General features: G+C 66.7%; 20 protein-coding genes. 15 read left to right on the forward strand and 5 right to left on the reverse strand.

The genetic code is table 11. The features are described from left to right. Window positions 1-11 precede the first annotated feature (11 nt). From fabG to ACQ754_RS02700, 9 genes are all read left to right on the forward strand, one after another. Window positions 12-758 (forward strand): 3-oxoacyl-ACP reductase FabG, encoded by a 747-nt coding sequence (fabG, locus tag ACQ754_RS02660; protein ID WP_440995436.1) that lies wholly within the window; start codon window positions 12-14, stop codon window positions 756-758. Between the two features lie 127 nt (window positions 759-885). Next, window positions 886-1,122 carry an acyl carrier protein gene (acpP, locus tag ACQ754_RS02665; RefSeq protein ID WP_440995437.1) on the forward strand — a complete coding sequence of 79 codons (237 nt, stop codon included), beginning with the start codon at window positions 886-888 and terminating at the stop codon, window positions 1,120-1,122. 101 nt (window positions 1,123-1,223) lie between these two features. After that, window positions 1,224-2,465 carry a beta-ketoacyl-ACP synthase II gene (gene fabF, locus ACQ754_RS02670; protein WP_440995438.1) on the forward strand — a complete coding sequence of 414 codons (1,242 nt, stop codon included), beginning with the start codon at window positions 1,224-1,226 and terminating at the stop codon, window positions 2,463-2,465. A 10-nt stretch (window positions 2,466-2,475) separates the two neighbouring features. Then, window positions 2,476-3,318: an aminodeoxychorismate lyase gene (gene pabC, locus ACQ754_RS02675; RefSeq protein WP_440995439.1), complete on the forward strand. Its 843-nt coding sequence runs from the start codon at window positions 2,476-2,478 to the stop codon at window positions 3,316-3,318. After that, window positions 3,315-4,340: an endolytic transglycosylase MltG gene (gene mltG / locus ACQ754_RS02680; RefSeq protein ID WP_440995440.1), complete on the forward strand. Its 1,026-nt coding sequence runs from the start codon at window positions 3,315-3,317 to the stop codon at window positions 4,338-4,340. The genes pabC and mltG overlap by 4 nt, the downstream gene beginning before the upstream one ends. Beyond that, on the forward strand, window positions 4,337-4,969 hold the full coding sequence (gene tmk / locus ACQ754_RS02685) for a dTMP kinase (protein WP_440995441.1): 633 nt from the start codon (window positions 4,337-4,339) through the stop codon (window positions 4,967-4,969). The genes mltG and tmk overlap by 4 nt, the downstream gene beginning before the upstream one ends. Then, the gene (holB, locus tag ACQ754_RS02690) at window positions 4,966-5,970 is read left to right on the forward strand and encodes a DNA polymerase III subunit delta' (RefSeq protein ID WP_440995442.1); all 1,005 of its coding nucleotides are present in this window, start codon (window positions 4,966-4,968) and stop codon (window positions 5,968-5,970) included. The genes tmk and holB overlap by 4 nt, the downstream gene beginning before the upstream one ends. Further along, a complete protein-coding gene (locus ACQ754_RS02695) occupies window positions 5,957-6,316 on the forward strand; it encodes a PilZ domain-containing protein (protein WP_440995443.1) in 360 nt (119 codons plus the stop codon). The genes holB and ACQ754_RS02695 overlap by 14 nt, the downstream gene beginning before the upstream one ends. Before the next feature lie 17 nt (window positions 6,317-6,333). Beyond that, window positions 6,334-7,125, forward strand: coding sequence for a TatD family hydrolase (locus ACQ754_RS02700; protein WP_440995444.1), 792 nt, complete (start codon window positions 6,334-6,336; stop codon window positions 7,123-7,125). A 3-nt stretch (window positions 7,126-7,128) separates the two neighbouring features. Here ACQ754_RS02700 and ACQ754_RS02705 read toward each other — a convergent pair whose 3' ends face one another. From ACQ754_RS02705 to ACQ754_RS02715, 3 genes are read right to left on the reverse strand one after another with little or no spacing between them, the layout of a single operon-like run. Further along, window positions 7,129-8,262 carry an aminotransferase class V-fold PLP-dependent enzyme gene (locus ACQ754_RS02705; RefSeq protein WP_440995445.1) on the reverse strand — a complete coding sequence of 378 codons (1,134 nt, stop codon included), beginning with the start codon at window positions 8,260-8,262 and terminating at the stop codon, window positions 7,129-7,131. A gap of 10 nt (window positions 8,263-8,272) precedes the next feature. After that, a complete protein-coding gene (locus tag ACQ754_RS02710; RefSeq protein WP_440995446.1) occupies window positions 8,273-9,475 on the reverse strand; it encodes a TraB/GumN family protein in 1,203 nt (400 codons plus the stop codon). After that, entirely contained in the window at window positions 9,472-9,660 is a 189-nt protein-coding gene (locus ACQ754_RS02715; protein ID WP_440995447.1) for a hypothetical protein, read from the reverse strand. The genes ACQ754_RS02710 and ACQ754_RS02715 overlap by 4 nt, the downstream gene beginning before the upstream one ends. On the opposite strand from ACQ754_RS02715, the gene ACQ754_RS02720 reads away from it, so the two are divergent. Continuing rightward, window positions 9,653-10,999: a nucleoside recognition domain-containing protein gene (locus ACQ754_RS02720; protein ID WP_440995448.1), complete on the forward strand. Its 1,347-nt coding sequence runs from the start codon at window positions 9,653-9,655 to the stop codon at window positions 10,997-10,999. The genes ACQ754_RS02715 and ACQ754_RS02720 overlap by 8 nt on opposite strands. A 144-nt stretch (window positions 11,000-11,143) precedes the next feature. On the opposite strand, the gene ACQ754_RS02725 is transcribed toward ACQ754_RS02720, so the two are convergent. After that, window positions 11,144-11,521, reverse strand: a complete 378-nt coding sequence (locus ACQ754_RS02725) for a DUF2237 family protein (RefSeq protein WP_440995449.1) — start codon at window positions 11,519-11,521, stop codon at window positions 11,144-11,146. A gap of 137 nt (window positions 11,522-11,658) precedes the next feature. Between ACQ754_RS02725 and ACQ754_RS02730 the strand changes: the two genes are divergently transcribed. Both ACQ754_RS02730 and ACQ754_RS02735 read left to right on the forward strand, forming a co-directional pair. Next, window positions 11,659-12,183 (forward strand): hypothetical protein, encoded by a 525-nt coding sequence (locus tag ACQ754_RS02730; RefSeq protein WP_440995450.1) that lies wholly within the window; start codon window positions 11,659-11,661, stop codon window positions 12,181-12,183. Window positions 12,184-12,238: 55 nt separating this feature from the next. Then, window positions 12,239-12,715: an Rrf2 family transcriptional regulator gene (locus ACQ754_RS02735; RefSeq protein ID WP_440995451.1), complete on the forward strand. Its 477-nt coding sequence runs from the start codon at window positions 12,239-12,241 to the stop codon at window positions 12,713-12,715. An 11-nt stretch (window positions 12,716-12,726) separates the two neighbouring features. On the opposite strand, the gene ACQ754_RS02740 is transcribed toward ACQ754_RS02735, so the two are convergent. Next, entirely contained in the window at window positions 12,727-13,476 is a 750-nt protein-coding gene (locus ACQ754_RS02740) for a Crp/Fnr family transcriptional regulator (RefSeq protein WP_440995452.1), read from the reverse strand. A gap of 174 nt (window positions 13,477-13,650) precedes the next feature. On the opposite strand from ACQ754_RS02740, the gene ACQ754_RS02745 reads away from it, so the two are divergent. From ACQ754_RS02745 to ACQ754_RS02755, 3 genes are all read left to right on the forward strand, one after another. Further along, window positions 13,651-14,460, forward strand: coding sequence for a CbbQ/NirQ/NorQ/GpvN family protein (locus tag ACQ754_RS02745; protein ID WP_440995453.1), 810 nt, complete (start codon window positions 13,651-13,653; stop codon window positions 14,458-14,460). Between the two features lie 72 nt (window positions 14,461-14,532). Beyond that, complete coding sequence (locus tag ACQ754_RS02750; protein WP_440995454.1) at window positions 14,533-14,979, forward strand: c-type cytochrome; 447 nt, start codon at window positions 14,533-14,535, stop codon at window positions 14,977-14,979. Between the two features lie 48 nt (window positions 14,980-15,027). Then, window positions 15,028-16,440 carry a cbb3-type cytochrome c oxidase subunit I gene (locus ACQ754_RS02755; RefSeq protein WP_440995455.1) on the forward strand — a complete coding sequence of 471 codons (1,413 nt, stop codon included), beginning with the start codon at window positions 15,028-15,030 and terminating at the stop codon, window positions 16,438-16,440. Window positions 16,441-16,454 lie beyond the last annotated feature (14 nt).

A 16,454-nucleotide genomic window follows, 5' to 3' on the forward strand; every position in this document is an offset into this window, starting at 1 on the left:
GGTTTAACCCGATGTTTTCTATTGATAATGAAGTGGTGCTCGTTACCGGCGCGAGCCGCGGCATCGGCCACGCCATTGCCCGTACCCTGGGGGAGGGTGGTGCGCGCGTGGTGGGTACGGCCACCTCGGAAAAGGGGGCGGAGGCGATCACCGGGGCGCTGCGCGATGCGGGCCTGGAGGGCTTCGGCATCGTACTCGATGTCACCCGCACCGAGAGCATCAACGCCGGGCTCAAGGAGGTCGGCGAGCGCTTGGGCGCGCCGTCTGTCCTCGTTAACAACGCTGGCATCACACGGGACAACCTGCTGATGCGGATGAAGGAGGAGGAGTGGGACGCGATCATCGACACCGATCTCAGCTCCGTCTACCGCATGAGCAAGGCCGTGTTGCGACCGATGATGAAGGCGCGCCGCGGGCGCATCATCAATATCGCTTCCGTGATTGGCCTGATGGGCAATAGCGGCCAAACCAACTATGCTGCTGCGAAGGCGGGGGTTATGGGCATGACCCGCTCGCTGGCCCGCGAGGTGGGCAGCCGGGGGATCACCGTCAACGCCGTGGCGCCGGGATTCATCGAAACCGAGATGACCGAGGCGCTGCCGGCGGAGCAGCGCGAGGCGCTGCTCAACCAGACACCGCTGGAGCGCCTCGGCCGCGCCGAGGACGTGGCGGCGGCGGTGCTCTACCTGGCCTCGCCAGCGGGGGCGTTCGTCACCGGTGAGACGATAAACGTCAATGGCGGCCTGTACATGAGCTGAGCGGATTTTCGCCCGCGCCGGTGGCGTGGCCGTAACGGTTCACCTAAAATACCGCCGCATTCGGCCCGGGATCCGAGCCGGGGGGCAGGCGGGTCGGAACTTTCCACACTCCGGAGGAAGGATCGAGATGAGCAGTATCGAAGAGCGCGTTAAGAAGATCGTCGTCGAACAACTGGGGGTCAAGGAGGACGAGGTGACCGCCGAGGCCTCCTTCGTCGACGATCTCGGCGCAGACTCCCTCGACACCGTCGAGCTGGTGATGGCGCTCGAGGAGGAATTCGAGTGCGAGATCCCGGACGAAGAGGCGGAGAAGATCACCACCGTACAGCAGGCGGTGGACTATATTAACGCCAATCTGGAGTAACTACTCCCGCGGCCCCGCAGCTGTTGCCGGGACGCTGATACAGGGCCGGCCATCGCCGGCCCTGTGCGTTTTCCGGGGGGTGTAAGACTATGGAGGTGGGCGTGGCAAGACGCCGTGTAGTGGTCACCGGTATGGGCATCGTCTCCCCGGTGGGAAACTCCCTGGAGACCGCTTGGGACAATGTCCTCGCGGGCCGCTCCGGGATCGGCCCGGTCCAGGGTTTCGACGCCTCGGCGTTCGCGGTCCGCTTTGGCGGGGAAGTACGGGATTTCGAAGTCACCGATTACCTCTCCGCCAAGGAGGCGCGAAAGATGGACCCGTTCATCCACTACGGCATTGGTGCCTCGGTGGATGCGGTCCGCGACGCCGGTCTGGAGATCGACGAGGGCAATGCGGAGCGGGTCGGCATCTCGGTGGGCTCCGGTATCGGCGGCATCAACTCCATCGAGAAGGGCCACCAGTCCTATCTCAACGGTGGTCCACGCAAGATCTCGCCGTTCTTCATCCCGAGCGCGATCATCAACATGATCTCGGGTAACCTCTCCATACTCCTCGGAGCCAAGGGGCCCAACCTCGCCCAGGTCACTGCCTGTACCACCGGAACCCACAACATCGGCCAGGCGGCGCGGGTGATCGCCTACGGCGATGCCGATGTGATGATCGCCGGCGGGGCGGAGTTCGCTACCACCCCCACCGGGCTCGGCGGTTTCGCCGCCGCCAAGGCGCTGTCCACCCGCAATGACGATCCGGAAGGGGCGAGCCGTCCCTGGGACCGGGGCCGGGACGGCTTCGTGCTCGGCGATGGTGCTGGGGTGCTGGTCCTTGAGGACTACGAGCACGCCCGTGCCCGCGGGGCGAGGATCTATGCGGAGGTTGCCGGTTTCGGGATGAGCGGCGACGCCCACCACATGACCCAGCCACCCGCTGACGGCGACGGGGCCCGGCGCTGCATGGTCAATGCCCTGCGCGACGCGCGCATGGACCCCAGCGGGATCGATCACGTCAATGCCCACGGCACCTCCACGCCGCTGGGGGATCGGGCCGAGGCTAAGGCCGTGCGCGAGGCCCTGGGCGCGCACGGGGCGGAGGTGGCGGTGACCTCGACGAAGTCCATGACCGGTCACCTACTGGGGGCGGCCGGCGGCGTCGAGGCGGTGTTCAGTGTCCTTGCCATTCGCGACGGCGTGATCCCGCCTACGATCAACCTGGACGATCCAGACGAGGATCTGGGGATCGACATCGTGGCCGGTGGGGCACGGGAGTGCCCGGTCCGCGGCGTGCTCTCCAACTCCTTCGGTTTCGGCGGCACCAACGGCACCGTCATTTTCCGCCGGTTGGCGTGAGCCGGCCGCCATGTGGCGCGTCGACGGCCGGCCCGCCGATCAGGTGCCGGTCGATGATCGCGGGCTTGCCTACGGCGACGGGCTGTTCGAAACCCTGCCCGTGGTCGGAGGGCGGCCGGCCCTGTGGCCGGCACACCGGGAACGGCTGAGGAGCGGCTGCCGGCGTCTCGGCTTCGCTCCGCCTGACCCCGATGCCTTGGACCGGGAAGTGGATTTCCTGGCGGCCGAGGGGGCGGGGATGGTTAAGCTCCTGGTGACCCGTGGCAGCGGCGGCCGTGGCTACAGCCCACCCCCGGAGACACGGCCGCGGGTCATCGCCGGCGGGTTCCCGGTACCGCAACGACCGGCGGAATGGTGGCGCGATGGGGTAGCGGTAATTCGCTGCACCACCCGGCTATCGCCCCAGCGGGCGCTGGCCGGCCTCAAGCATCTGAACCGCCTCGAACAGGTGATCGCCCGCACGGAATGGGACGATCCCCAGATCGCCGAAGGCCTGATGAGTGATACCTCCGACCGACCGGTGGCGGGTACCATGTCCAACCTGTTCGTGCGCAGCGGCGATCGCCTGCTCACGCCGCCGCTCGCCGAGGCCGGCGTTGCGGGCGTAATCCGGCGCCGGATCCTGGCCGTGGCGCCAGAAGTGGGGCTTCGCCCGCGGGTGGCACGCCTGGACTGGGGGGACCTGACCGATGCCGACGAGCTCTGGCTCACCAACAGCCTGATCGGCCTGTGGCCGGTGCGGTGCCTGGACGACAGGCACTGGTCGCGATTCGAATATGGGCGGTGCCTGCTTGAGCGGATGGTCGCCGAGGGCTGGATCCACCCCCCATCACAGGGAACGGAGCGCGGATGAAACGCATACTGGCAATGCTTGCGGTGGCCGCCATCCTCGGCCTGGCGGGGGCGGCCGCCCTGGTATGGCAACAGTATGATGAGCTCCGTCACGCGGCGCTGATTTCGCCCGATGCCGACGCGGAGATCATCGAAGTACCGCCGGGGAGCAGCCTGCGCGCCACCGCCAAGGAACTCGCCCGACGGGGGTACCTGGACTCACCGTGGCCGCTGCGGCTGTATTCCCGCTATACCGGCGATGCCGGCCGGATCCAGGCGGGCGAGTACCGCATCGAGCCAGGCATGACCGCGGTGGCACTGCTCGGGCGGATGCGTCGCGGCGAGGTCGTGCAGCACCGTCTCACCATCGTGGAGGGCTGGAGCGTGGACGACCTGCTGGGGGCGGTGGCCAGCCATGAAGCCCTGGAACAGACGCTGCCGCCGGATGATCCTGCCGCGCTCATGGAGGCGCTGGGCCATCCCGAGCGGCATCCGGAGGGCCGTTTCCTGCCGGAGACCTATCGCTTCCCCCGGGGCACCACGGATGTCGCCCTGCTTCGTCGCGCCTACCGGGCCATGGAACAGGCACTCATCGAGGAATGGGAGGAAAGGGCCGAGGGCCTGCCCCTGGACTCGCCGGAGGAGGCACTGATCCTGGCCTCCATCATCGAAAAGGAGACCGGTCGCGCCGACGAGCGGCGGCGCATCGCCGGGGTGTTCACTCGTCGCCTTGAACGCGGCATGCGGCTGCAGACGGACCCTACAGTCATCTATGGCCTCGGTGACGCCTTCGACGGTGATCTCCGCCGTGTCGATCTGCGCACGGATACCCCCTATAACACCTACATCCGGGACGGCCTGCCGCCCACGCCCATCGCACTACCGGGCCGGGCCAGTCTCCATGCCGCCGTCCATCCCGAGGAGGGCAGTGCCCTGTACTTCGTCGCCGACGGCCGCGGCGGCCACGTCTTCTCCGATACCCTGGAGGCGCATAATCGGGCGGTACGGGAGTATCAGCTCGACGGTAGCAGAGGGGAGCCATGAGCCGCGGGCGCTTCATCACCATCGAAGGCCTGGAAGGGGCAGGGAAGACCACCGCCATGGCCGCCGTCGAGGCCTGGCTGCAGGCACGGGGCATCGACCCGCTGATGACCCGGGAGCCCGGGGGCACCCCAGTGGGCGAGGCAGTACGCGGGTTGTTGCTGGATCACACCTATCACGGCATGACCGCCAAGGCGGAGGCGCTCCTGGTCTTCGCGGCCCGCGCCGAGCACCTCGAGCAGGTCATCACCCCGGCCCTTGAGGCGGGTCGATGGGTGGTCTCGGATCGCTTCACCGATGCGAGCTATGCCTATCAGGGGGGCGGACGTGGCCTCGGTGAGGCGCGTATCGAAGCCCTGGAACGCTGGGTGCAGGACGGCCTGCGCCCGGACCTGACCCTCTATCTCGATGTGCCGGTGGCCCGCGGTCTGGAACGCGCGGCCACCCGGAGCGACCCGGATCGTTTCGAGAGTGAGCGCGAGGGCTTCTTTGAACGAGCCCGGGGCGTGTACCGGCGTCGGTGTGCCGAGCACCCCGAACGTATGCGCCTGATCGACGCATCCGGCGAGGTGGAAGCGGTGCGCCGGCGCATCGAGGCCGCGCTGGCGCTGAGCTTCGGGGAGTCGGAATGACCGTGACCCCCGACCCGCAGCATATGCCCTGGCATGACAGCGCCTGGGGAAGGCTGCGCGGACGCATCGAGGCAGGCACCCTGGCCCACGCCCTGCTGATCCATGGCCCGCGGGGTGTGGGTCGTCGTGCCCTGGCCGGCCGGATCGCTGCGCGCTTGCTGTGCCGTAGCCCCGACGCGGAAGGGGAGGCCTGTGGCCACTGCCACGGTTGCCGGTTGCGGCGTACCGGGGCCCATCCCGACTATCACGTTGTCGAGGTCACGGAGGGCCGCACCCGCATCCGGGTCGGGCAGATCCGCGAGCTCACCGAGTTCGCCAATCTCTCCAGCCAGTACGGCGAGCACCGTGTGATTGCGCTCCCGGAAGCCGATCGGATGAACACGGAGGCCGCCAACGCGCTGCTCAAAACGCTGGAGGAGCCACCGGCGCGCGCGGTGATCCTACTGGTCTGCGAACGGCCCACGGCGCTGCCGGCGACCATCCGCAGCCGCTGTCAACGGATCGCCTTACAGGCCCCGGCGCCGGCTGCCGCGCGACGCTGGCTCGGCGACGCCCATGCCGACGCCGCCTCCCTCTTGGGGCTGGCCGGGGGGGCGCCCTTGCGGGCCCTGGCGCTGGCGGAGGGTGAGGGCCTGGCGCAGTACCGACAGCTCATCGGTCAACTCCGTGCCCTGTACCGCTCCGAGCTCTCGCCCACGGTGGCGGCGGCCCAGTGGCAGGGAATGGATCGCAGTGCCTTTATCGAGCTTCTCCAGATGGCCGCCGGGGAGATCGCCCGGCGCGCCGCGACGGGGGCGGGCCACGGCCCCGAGGTGGAGGGGTTGTCGGAGCTGGCCGCATGGGTAGACTGTGGGGCGGCACAGGCGTTCTACCGCCACGTCACTCGGCTGCGGGCCGATGCCGGGCAGCCGCTGAACGCGCAGCTGCTCATCGAAGGGGTCCTGGCCCAATGGGTGCTGCAGGCACGGGATAATCGCTGGGGGTTTGATGAGCGAGACTAGCGGGGCCGGCGGCGGGCAGGGGATCCTCTCCCTGGCGATCCGCGACAAGAACGCACTCTATTCGGCGTATATGTCCTTTGTGCGCAACGGCGGGCTGTTCGTAGCCACCAACCGCCGTTACCGCATCGGCGACGAGGTCTTTATCCTGCTTACCCTGATGGAGGATCCGGAGAAGATCCCGGTGGTCGGCCGCGTGGTCTGGATCACCCCGGAAGGGGTGCAGGGCAACCGGACGCCGGGCATCGGCGTGCAGTTTACCGAGGGCGAGGGCGGGCCGGCACGCAACAAGATCGAGACCTACCTCGCCGGCGCCCTGGAGTCCGACCGGCCCACCCACACGATGTAGACGCGGAGAAGGCGGCGTTGCTTGTCGATTCACACTGCCATTTCCATCTCCTCGAGCGTCAGCGTGACACCGAGGCCGCCCTGGCGGCGGCGCGCGCGGAGGGGGTAGGGCATTTCCTCAACGTCGCGGTGGACGTGGAGAGCCGGGAGTCGCTGATCGCACTGGCCGAGCGTCATCCCGAGATCTCCACGACCATTGGAGTGCATCCCAGCGGTACCGGCGCCGACCCGGACGAGGAGCGCCTCGCGGCCCTGGCCGACCATTCCCGAATCATAGCGGTAGGCGAGACCGGCTTGGACTATGCCTACAACGAAGACCGACCCGCCTGGCAACGCGAGCGCTTCCGCCGCCACATTCGCGCCGCCCGCCGGGTCGGTAAGCCCATCATCGTGCACAGCCGGGCCGCGCCGGAGGATACGCTCGCCATCCTCTCGGAGGAGGGCGCCCGGGAGGTCGGCGGGATCATTCATTGTTTCACCGAGGACTGGGCGACGGCGCGGGCCCTGCTCGATGAGGGTTTCTACCTGTCGCTCTCCGGGATACTGACCTTCCGCAATGCCGACGCCCTGCGCGACACCGCGGCCCGGATCCCCCTCGACCGGCTGCTGATCGAGACGGATTGCCCCTACCTCGCACCGGTCCCCCACCGGGGTCGCGAGAACCAGCCGGCCTACGTGCGCCACGTGGCGGAGTGCCTGGCGCAGGTACGGGGGCTCCCGTTGGAGCGGGTGGCCGAGGCCACCACGGAGAACTTCTTCCGCCTGTTCCCGCAGGCCCCGCACGAGGGCCTGGCGGACGGCGCGGCCTGAGGATCAGCCTTCGTCGGCGAGCCCCAAAAGGCGATCCACCGCGCTATGGAGCTGCTCGGCGGTGTTATAGCAGTGGGGGGAAAAACGGATACCTCCGGCCCGTGCGGCACAGGGGATGCCGGCACCCCTGAGCCGATGCAGCAGCCGAGAGGGGTCCGCATTGCCCACGGTGAAGGTGACGATGCCGGCATGGCGCGCTTGCTCCACCGGGGTCACGGGGGCGAGCCCCGACTCTGCGCCGATACGCTCCAGCAGGGTCGCGGTGTTGGAGAGCACCTGCTCGGCGACGGCGTCCATGCCCAGCTCTTCCAGCAACGAGAGGCTCGCGTCCAGGGCGTGGATCCCCAGCATGTTCGGGCTACCCGCCTCGAAGCGCCGGCTATTGTCGGCGATCTCCCAATCCCGACGATCGAAGTCGCCGGGCTGCGAGCTCATGTGCCAACCGTACTGGGTCAGCACCAGGGCCTCCCGCGCTGCCGGCGTGGTGTAGAACACGCCCAACCCCTCGGGGCCCATCATCCACTTGTGGCCGTCGGCGACGACGAAATCCGCACCGATAGCGGGGGCATCGAAGGGCAGGGCACCGAGCTGCTGGATGGCATCCACGCAGAAGAGCGCGTCCAGGGCGCGGCAGGCGGCGCCGAGGCGCTCCAGGTCCATGCGCAGGCCGGTGCCGTACTGCACGGCACTCACCGGCAGGATCCGGGTTCGCTCATCCATGGCGTCCATCAGCGCGCCCTCGGGATCGTCGACGCCGGTGATGGTGACGTCACGGATCTCGACACCGTGGCGCTCGGCAAGGGACTCCCAGACCATGCGATTGGAGGGGAACTCCTGGTCGTTGATCACCACGTTGTCCCCCTCGCGCCAGTACAGGCCATGGGCGATGAAGGACAGCCCCTCGGAGGTGTTCTTGACCAAGGCCACGTCATCGCTCTCCGGGGCGCCGACGAGACGGGCGAGGCGCTGGCGAAGGCGCGCCTCCACCTCCAGCCAAGCGGGATACTCCGCCGCTCCGCGGGTGACATTGAGCGTGGCGAAGGCGTTTACTGCCTCCGCCGTGCGGCGTGGCCAGGGGCTTACCCCCGCATGGTTCAGGTAGATCAGATCCTCGTCCTGGGGGAACTCCTCGTGCATACCCCTGCCCTCAGCCGATTAGCTTGCCGGCGATGCGGAAGCCCGCGAGATAGGTCCCCGCCGCCGAGCCCAGGGTGCTCATCAGAAAGATCAGCAGGGTGCGGGAGACCCGGTTGCGCCACCACCCACGCAGCCGGGTGACGTCCCCTCGGAGGCTGCGGAAATCGCGGACTTGGGGCTTGCGCAGCCACATCTCGGCGCCGGCGGTGACCATGCCGGCCCCCACCGTTGGGTTGAGCGATGTCAACGGGGCAGCGACAAAGGCGGTGAGCACCGTGAGCGGATGGGCGAGGGCGATGGCCGCCCCGAGCGCGGAGAGTGCCCCGTTGATCAACACCCAGTCGAGGACCAGCTGCACCCCGAGATCCGTGCTCCGGCTGAACCCGATGGCGAAGCCGGTGAGCACTAGGGCGACGACGACCCAGGGGATCAGGCGCAGCCAACGCCCCCTCGGGGGCGTGTAATTCAGCCGTTCCAGCTCCGCCTGGGGTGCGTCGATCCCCTCGCGCAGTGCCGCCTCCAGACCGGCCAGATGCCCGGCGCCCACCACCGCAAGCACCCGGGAGGGGCCATGTTCACGCGTTTCGGTGAGCAGGCGCGCCGCCATGAACCGGTCCCGCTCGTGGATGAGGGTCTCGTAGAGCACCCGGGAGCGGTCCGCGAACTCCGAGAAGGTGGATTCCAGGATGTCCCCCTCCTTGAGCCGCTCGATCTCCTCGGCATCGATGCGGTCCCGGGAGAACAGACTCGCGAGCAGCCCGGAGGCGAGCATCATCCGCTGCCACCACGGGGTGCGACGGTAGATGCGTTTCAGCGTGATCCCGATCTCCCGATCCACCAGGAACAATGGCAGACCGTCCGCCTCGGCGCCACGGATAGCGGCCTCCATCTCCGCGCCCGGACGGATCTGGAACTGCTCGGCCAGCCGTTGCTGGTAGGCGCCCAGCGCAAGGCTCGCCGCCACCATCCCCGCCTTACCGTCCCGGATGACCTGAAAGAGGTCCATCTCCTCCATCGCCCGGGGATTGGTCAAGGCGTGATAGCGGCTGTCGCAGAGCTCCACCGCTACCGCGTCGTACTGCCCGGAGTCGATCTCGCGGCGAACATCCGCAACGCTCTGGGGTGAGACATGGGCCGTGCCGAGAAGGGTAAAGGTCGTGGACCCCACCGTGACGGTGCGTACGAGGTGGTGGTCCGCGGTGGCGTGTGTCATGAAGTGGCTGCGCATCCAAAGCCGACCCTAAAGCTGGCATTATCGCCGATAGGAATGCCGATCGGCAAAAAAGCACCGCTGCCGGCGTCTCCCCATTCTCCGTCCATCGCTAGGTTTGACCACGCCGGCGCGAGGCCGGATCCTTGGCCATCTGCCCCCGCGAGAATGGTCTTGACGATGAACATCGTTTTCCTGGTGATCGTGCTGGTGGCGTTCTTCACGGCCGCCTGGCATCAGATCCAGTACCGTCCTCCGGAGGGCGGTGAAGGCGATGGCGCTGTCGCGCCCATGGCGGAAGTCTCCGAGGCGGTGGTGGAATCCGCCGGCGGCGCGGTGGAGCTGGCCATCGGGCTCATCGGCGTGATGACCCTGTTCCTGGGGCTCATGAAGGTCGCCGAGGCCGGGGGCATGCTCACCGTGCTGGCACGCCTGATCCGGCCGCTCATGACCCGGTTGTTCCCGGACGTCCCACCGGATCATCCGGCCATGGGTTCCATGATCCTCAACATCTCCGCCAACGCGATGGGGCTGGGCAACGCGGCAACCCCCTTCGGCATCCGCGCGATGCAGGAGCTGGACCGGCTGAATCCGCACAAGGGGACGGCAACCAACAGTATGGCCCTGTTCCTTGCCATTAATACCTCCAGTGTCACGTTGCTCCCGACCGGCGTGATCGCCTTGCGCGCCTCGGCAGGTTCGACGGAGCCGGCGGCAATTCTGCCCTCGACGCTGTTCGCCACGGCCTGTGCCACCGTGGTCGCCGTAGCCGCCACCAAGGCCTATCAGCGCTTCAGCCCTGCGCCGCCGCCGGACCCGCAGAAGGCGCACGCGGCGGAGGAAAAGAGCGACGCGCCGATAGGCGGTGGTGACGAGGCAGAAGACCCACCTGAGCATCTAGCGGATGCCGTCGCCGGTGCGGCCTCGGGCTACCCCCTATGGGTGTCGTATACCTTCCTCGCGGGGTTGCTCGGGCTGATTCCCCTGAGCATTGCCTACGGGCATGTCATAGCGCCCTGGATTATTCCGGGGCTCATCGTGTTCTTTCTGCTCTACGGCGCCGTCCGGCGTGTGCGGGTCTACGAGGTGTTCGTCGAGGGCGCCCGCGAGGGGTTCCAGGTGGCCGTCCGCATTATTCCGTATCTGGTGGGCATACTCGTGGCAGTGGGGATGTTCCGAGCGAGCGGCGCCATGGATGCCCTGGTGCAATGGGTGGGAGGGTACACCGAGCACCTGGGCATGCCCGCCGAAGCCCTGCCCATGGCGCTGTTGCGCCCGTTGTCCGGTTCCGGCGCCTACGGCGTCATGGCCTCCATCATCAATGATCCCGCCGTAGGGCCGGACAGCTACACCGGGTTTCTGGTGACCACGCTCCAGGGGTCCACCGAGACCACTTTCTATGTCCTGGCGGTGTACTTCGGGGCGGTGCAGGTCAAGCGCATTCGGCACACCCTGGCTGGGGCGCTCACCGCTGATATCGCCGGCATCATCGCCGCGGTGGCCGTCTGCTTGTACCTATTCGCATGAGCCGCCGACTTGTCCGCTGTTGCTTCGGGCGAGGGACGTAAGCAGACGCGGGCCAGCGGCGTCCATATAGATGCGTATAAGGTATATTATGTTAAATCCCGTACTTGTGACATGCTTCTTCTGCCAATCCAACGCCGTGCTTCATTAACTAGGGTCCATGCTATGGGCCTTGAGGGTGGCCATATCGATGACCGCGAGGGTTTCCTCGTGGGTGGCGCGGAGGTTTACCGGCGGTGCCACCCCGGCCCGGTAGGCCTCCAGCCAGCGACCGGCGCACAGGCACCACCAGTCCCCGGGGCGCAGCCCCGGAAACCCCATCAGTCCGTTGGGGGTACTCAGGTCGTTGCCCTGGCGTAGCGCGAAGTCCAGGAATTCCCGGGTCATGCAGGCACAAACCGTATGCATGCCCTGGTCGTCGTAGCCGGTGTTACAGCAGCCATCCCGATAGAAGCCAGTGACCGGGTCATCGCCGCAGCCCGCCAGGGGCTCGCCGAACACGTTAGTAGCAGGAAAACGGTCCATGGGCGCACCTCCGGATACAGGACCCGTTAGGATAACAGCGTATTCGCCTGATCCCCTCCCCTGACGCGCCCCCGATTAAAATAACCTATCCGTATATGCTAATATCGGTTGGTTACAGGTGAAGGGCGGAGCTTTCCATGAGCGCAGCGATGAGCTACGAGGCATACGTGTTCCTGCAGGTGATACACGTACTCGCCGGTGTGTTCTGGGCCGGGGCCAGCTTCGTCATGGCGGGTTTTCTCAATCCCACCGCGCGGCGCCTCGGTCCCAAGGCGGCACCGTTTATGCAGTCACTGAACGCCCGAGCGCGCCTGCCCGTGGCCTCCTCCGCCGCGGCGCTGGCCACGCTGATCACCGGCATCGTGCTCCTCGCATGGGTCTCCGGCGGTTTTCGTCCCCCTTGGTTCACCACCGCCTATGGGATCATCCTCACTACGGGGTCCATCGCCGCGTTCGCCGCCTTCCTCACTGGCATGCTCGTTCAGCGCCCGGCCCTGAGCCGCGCCGGCCGGCTCTCCAGCGCCTTGGAAGGGGCCACAGAGGCGGAGGCGGAAGACCTGCGCCGCGCGATCGCGGCGGCGCAGGCGCGGGCGCGCCACGGTGGTCAGGTGGCGGCCGTGCTCCTGGTGGTCAGCGTAGTGGCCATGGCGGGGGCGCGATGATAGCCGCGGAGTCTGTTACGCGGTAAACTATTACTATTTGGACGGCTCGGTCTCAATGCGCTTGACCCTCTACACAGACTATTCCCTTCGGGTGCTGATCTATCTGGGCATCAAGGAGGATCGCTTCGCGACGATTAGCGAGATCGCCTCCCGTTACGACATCTCCCGCAATCACATCATGAAAGTCGTCTACGGGCTTGCCCAAGGGGAATATATCCGCACCGTCCGTGGTAAAAAGGGCGGGATGTATCTCCAGCGTGCGCCGGAGAGCATCAATATCGGTACGTTGATTCGGCGTACGGAGCAGGACCTCACCTTGGTGGAATGCTTCGCGCCCGACAACCGTTGCACCATCACCCATGGTTGCGAGCTAAAGCGCATACTCGGCGAGGCGCTGCAGGCCTTTTTCGCAGAGCTCGACCGCTACACCCTCGCCGATCTCCTCACCACGGAGGACGAGCTGCGCCAGCTCCTGGGCCTGAGCGGTGCGCCCGTCCAGTGGGGGGAGCCGCGGCTAGCGCGGCGGGGCTGAACGCCCCGCCGTCACGGCCTCGAAAAGCCCTCGGCAATGTCGGCGAGGCCAGCGGCGTCGAGCAGTTCCAGCCGCCGGCCTTCCACCGCGATCATTCCCTCACGGCGTAGCTGGGAGATGGTCCGGCTCACCGTTTCCAGGGTGAGGTTCAAGTAGGCCGCCATCTCGCGCCGGCCCATAGCCAGACGCATCCGTACATCGTTGAGCCGCCGCTCGCGCCGGCGCCGCCCCACGTCCAGCAGGAAGGCGGCGACGCGTTGGCGGGCGGTGCCGCGGCAGGCGCGGATCAGTTGCTCCCGGGAGCGGTTGATCTCTTCGCGCAACAGTCGATTCACTGCATCACGGACCCGTGGGTCCTCGGCCATCGCCGCCTCCACGTTCTCCCAGGGGACCTCGCAGAGACGGGTGCTCTCCAGCGCCACGAAGCGCTCGTCCGGCATGCCACCCTCGATGGACTCGAGCCCGATGGTCTCGCCGGCGAAGGCGAAACCCGCGATCACCTCGTCACCATCCGGCGTGAAGCGGCTGCGCTTGATCGCCCCGGAGCGCAGGACGCACAGGCGCCGGCCCTCGCGCCATTGGAGCTCCCGGCCAGCGGGCAGGACCGTGCGACGGCGTTCGAGTAGCGGGTCGGGCTCGCCCTCGGGCCCGACTAGGCCATCGGGGAAGCACAGGCGATAGAGGTCGCAGTCGCTACAGGCCTGCAGGGCCATGACGACCTCCTGGCGGAGTGCACTGGGGGACGGTGCGGCGATGGTCATGGCACACTCCTGATCGACATTAAACTGGTACTTAGTATACCTCAAATTAGAGACGCCACAACCGATGCTCGTGCGTGACCATCCGGTTGGTCGCCTCAAAAAGGGGTATCCAAGGTGTTCATTTAAAGAAGCATATAAGGTACTTTATAAAAAACTGAAGAGGAGCTCACTGGGATGCATGCCGTCGAGGAAACCCTACCCCACGCCGCCACTCCCCCCTTCTACCGCCCTCTGGGCGATGAGGTGGCGTTATTCGAGCATGCCGCTGGGGGCCGCCTGCCGGTGCTGATCAAGGGGCCCACCGGCTGTGGGAAGACGCGCTTCATCCACCACATGGCGGCCCGGCTGGGGCGCCCGGTCTATACCGTGGCCTGTCATGACGACCTCACCGCCGCGGACCTCGTCGGCCGCCATCTCATCGGTACCGAAGGCACCTACTGGCAGGACGGGCCACTCACCCGAGCGGTCCGCGAGGGGGCGATCTGCTATCTCGACGAGGTGATTGAGGCGCGCAAGGACACCACGGTGGTGCTACACCCCCTCGCCGACGACCGTCGCGTACTCCCCATCGACGCTACCGGCGAGACCATTGAGGCCCATCCGGACTTCCTCCTGGTGGTCTCCTATAACCCCGGCTACCGGAACCTTATGAAGGGGTTGAAACCGAGCACCCGTCAGCGCTTCGTGGCCCTGGCCTTCGATTACCCGGACGCCGAGGCGGAGCGTCAGATCCTGGAATCCGAGGCCGGGGTTAGCCCGGAGACGGCCGCGTCCTTGGTGCGCCTGGCCGCCGATCTGCGCCGCCTGGATGGGCACGATCTGGAGGAGGCCGCCTCCACCCGATTGCTGATCCATACCGGCCAGCTCATGGCCCGCGGGGTGGACCCGATCACCGCCAGCGAGGCCTGTCTGGCCCAGCCGCTTACCGACGAGGCGGCGGCGCTAGAGGCACTGATGGACGTGGTTCGCGCGCACCTGGGTTGAGGCGGCGAGGCATCATCGCCGTTGCGCCCATAAAGATTCATCTATTTTGCATTGTTTAAAGGAAGGAGACCCATGTCGGACCGCTTCACCAAGGGCATGGCCCGCAATATCTACTACGGTGGCAGCCTGTTCTTCATCCTGCTGTTCCTCGCCCTGACCTTCGACACGGTGATCGCCCTGCCGGAACGGGAGAACCGCGCCGAGCTCACTGATTCGGTGGCCCACGGCAAGGAGATCTGGGAAGAGAACAACTGCGTGGGCTGCCACTCCATCATGGGCGAGGGCGCCTACTTCGCCCCAGAGCTCGCCAACGTCTTCGAGCGGCGTGGCAACGCCAACGAGGCCGCGTTCAAGGCCTACCTCAACGCCTGGATGAACGCCCAGCCCACCCAGGCACCCGGGCGGCGGCAGATGCCACAGTTCGATCTCTCCGATAGCGAGATCGACGCCCTCGCGGATTTCCTGATCTGGACCTCGCGGATCGATGACAACGACTGGCCGCCGAACATCGAAGGCTGAGTGAGCCAAACCGCGGATCCGAGAAACGACAAAGGAGCCAGACCCAGTATGAAATACCAGAGCCAGTCGGTGGCGATGCCCTACTTCGTCTTCGCCATCATCCTGTTCGTCGCCCAGGTGGCCTTCGGCCTGATTCTCGGCCTGCAGTACATCATCGGTGATTTCCTGTTCCCCGCGATCCCGTTCAATGTGGCGCGGATGGTGCACACGAATCTCCTCATCGTATGGCTGCTGTTCGGTTTCATGGGTGCCACCTACTACCTGGTGCCCGAGGAGGCACAGCGCGAGCTCGAGAGCCCGTGGCTGGCGCGGCTGCTGTTCTGGGTGTTCGCCGCGGCGGGCACGCTCACCATCGTCGGCTATCTCGCCGTGCCCTACGCCAAGCTCGCCGAGATGACCGGCAACAGTCTCCTGCCCACCATGGGCCGGGAGTTCCTCGAGCAACCCACCATCACCAAGATCGGCATCGTCCTGGTGGCCCTTGGATTCCTCTATAACGTCGGGATGACGGTGTTGCGGGGGCGCAAGACGGTGGTCAACCTGGTCCTGATGACCGGCCTCGTGGGGCTGGCGGTGATGTTCCTGTTCGCCTTCTACAACCCCTCGTCGCTGACCATGGACAAGTATTTCTGGTGGTGGGTGGTCCACCTCTGGGTGGAGGGCGTTTGGGAGCTGATCATGGCCAGCATCCTCGCCTTCGTGCTGATCAAGACCACCGGGGTGGACCGGGAGGTCATCGAGAAGTGGCTCTACATCATCATCGCCATGGCGCTGATCACCGGCATCCTCGGCACCGGCCACCACTACTTCTACATCGGCGCCCCGTCGTACTGGCTGTGGATAGGCTCCATCTTTTCTGCCTTCGAGCCGCTGCCGTTCTTTATGATGATGCTCTTCGCCATCAGCATGGTGCGGCGCCGGCGGCGCAACCACACCAACCGTGCGGCGACCACCTGGGCGCTGGGCACCTCCATCGTGGCCTTCCTCGGTGCGGGGGTCTGGGGGTTCCTCCACACCCTGGCGCCGGTGAACTACTACACCCATGGCAGTCAGCTCACCGCCGCTCATGGCCACCTCGCCTTCTTCGGCGCCTACGCAATGATCAACCTGGCGATCATCTCCTACGCGGTACCCGCCCTCCGGGGACGGCCCGAGGGCAACAGTGAGCGGGCCCAGTCCCTGGAGGTCGCCAGCTGCTGGCTGATGAGCCTGTCCATGATCGCCATCACGCTCTTCCTCACCGCCGCGGGTGCCATGCAGATCTGGCTGCAGCGCTGGCCGGAGAGCGGCCAGGCGCTGTCGTTCATGGCCACTCAGGAGAAGCTGGAGATCTTCTACTGGCTGCGCTTCGTCTCTGGGGTGTTGTTCGCCTTGGGACTAGTGCTCTATATCGCCAGCTTCTTCGTCGGCCAAGAGTCGCGAGAGCCGGCGGCCGTGGAGTCGGAGACCGCCACGGCGTAAGCCCCCGGCGCCGC

The sequence above is a fragment of the Arhodomonas sp. SL1 genome, from assembly GCF_052060015.1.
GTDB lineage: Bacteria > Pseudomonadota > Gammaproteobacteria > Nitrococcales > Nitrococcaceae > Arhodomonas.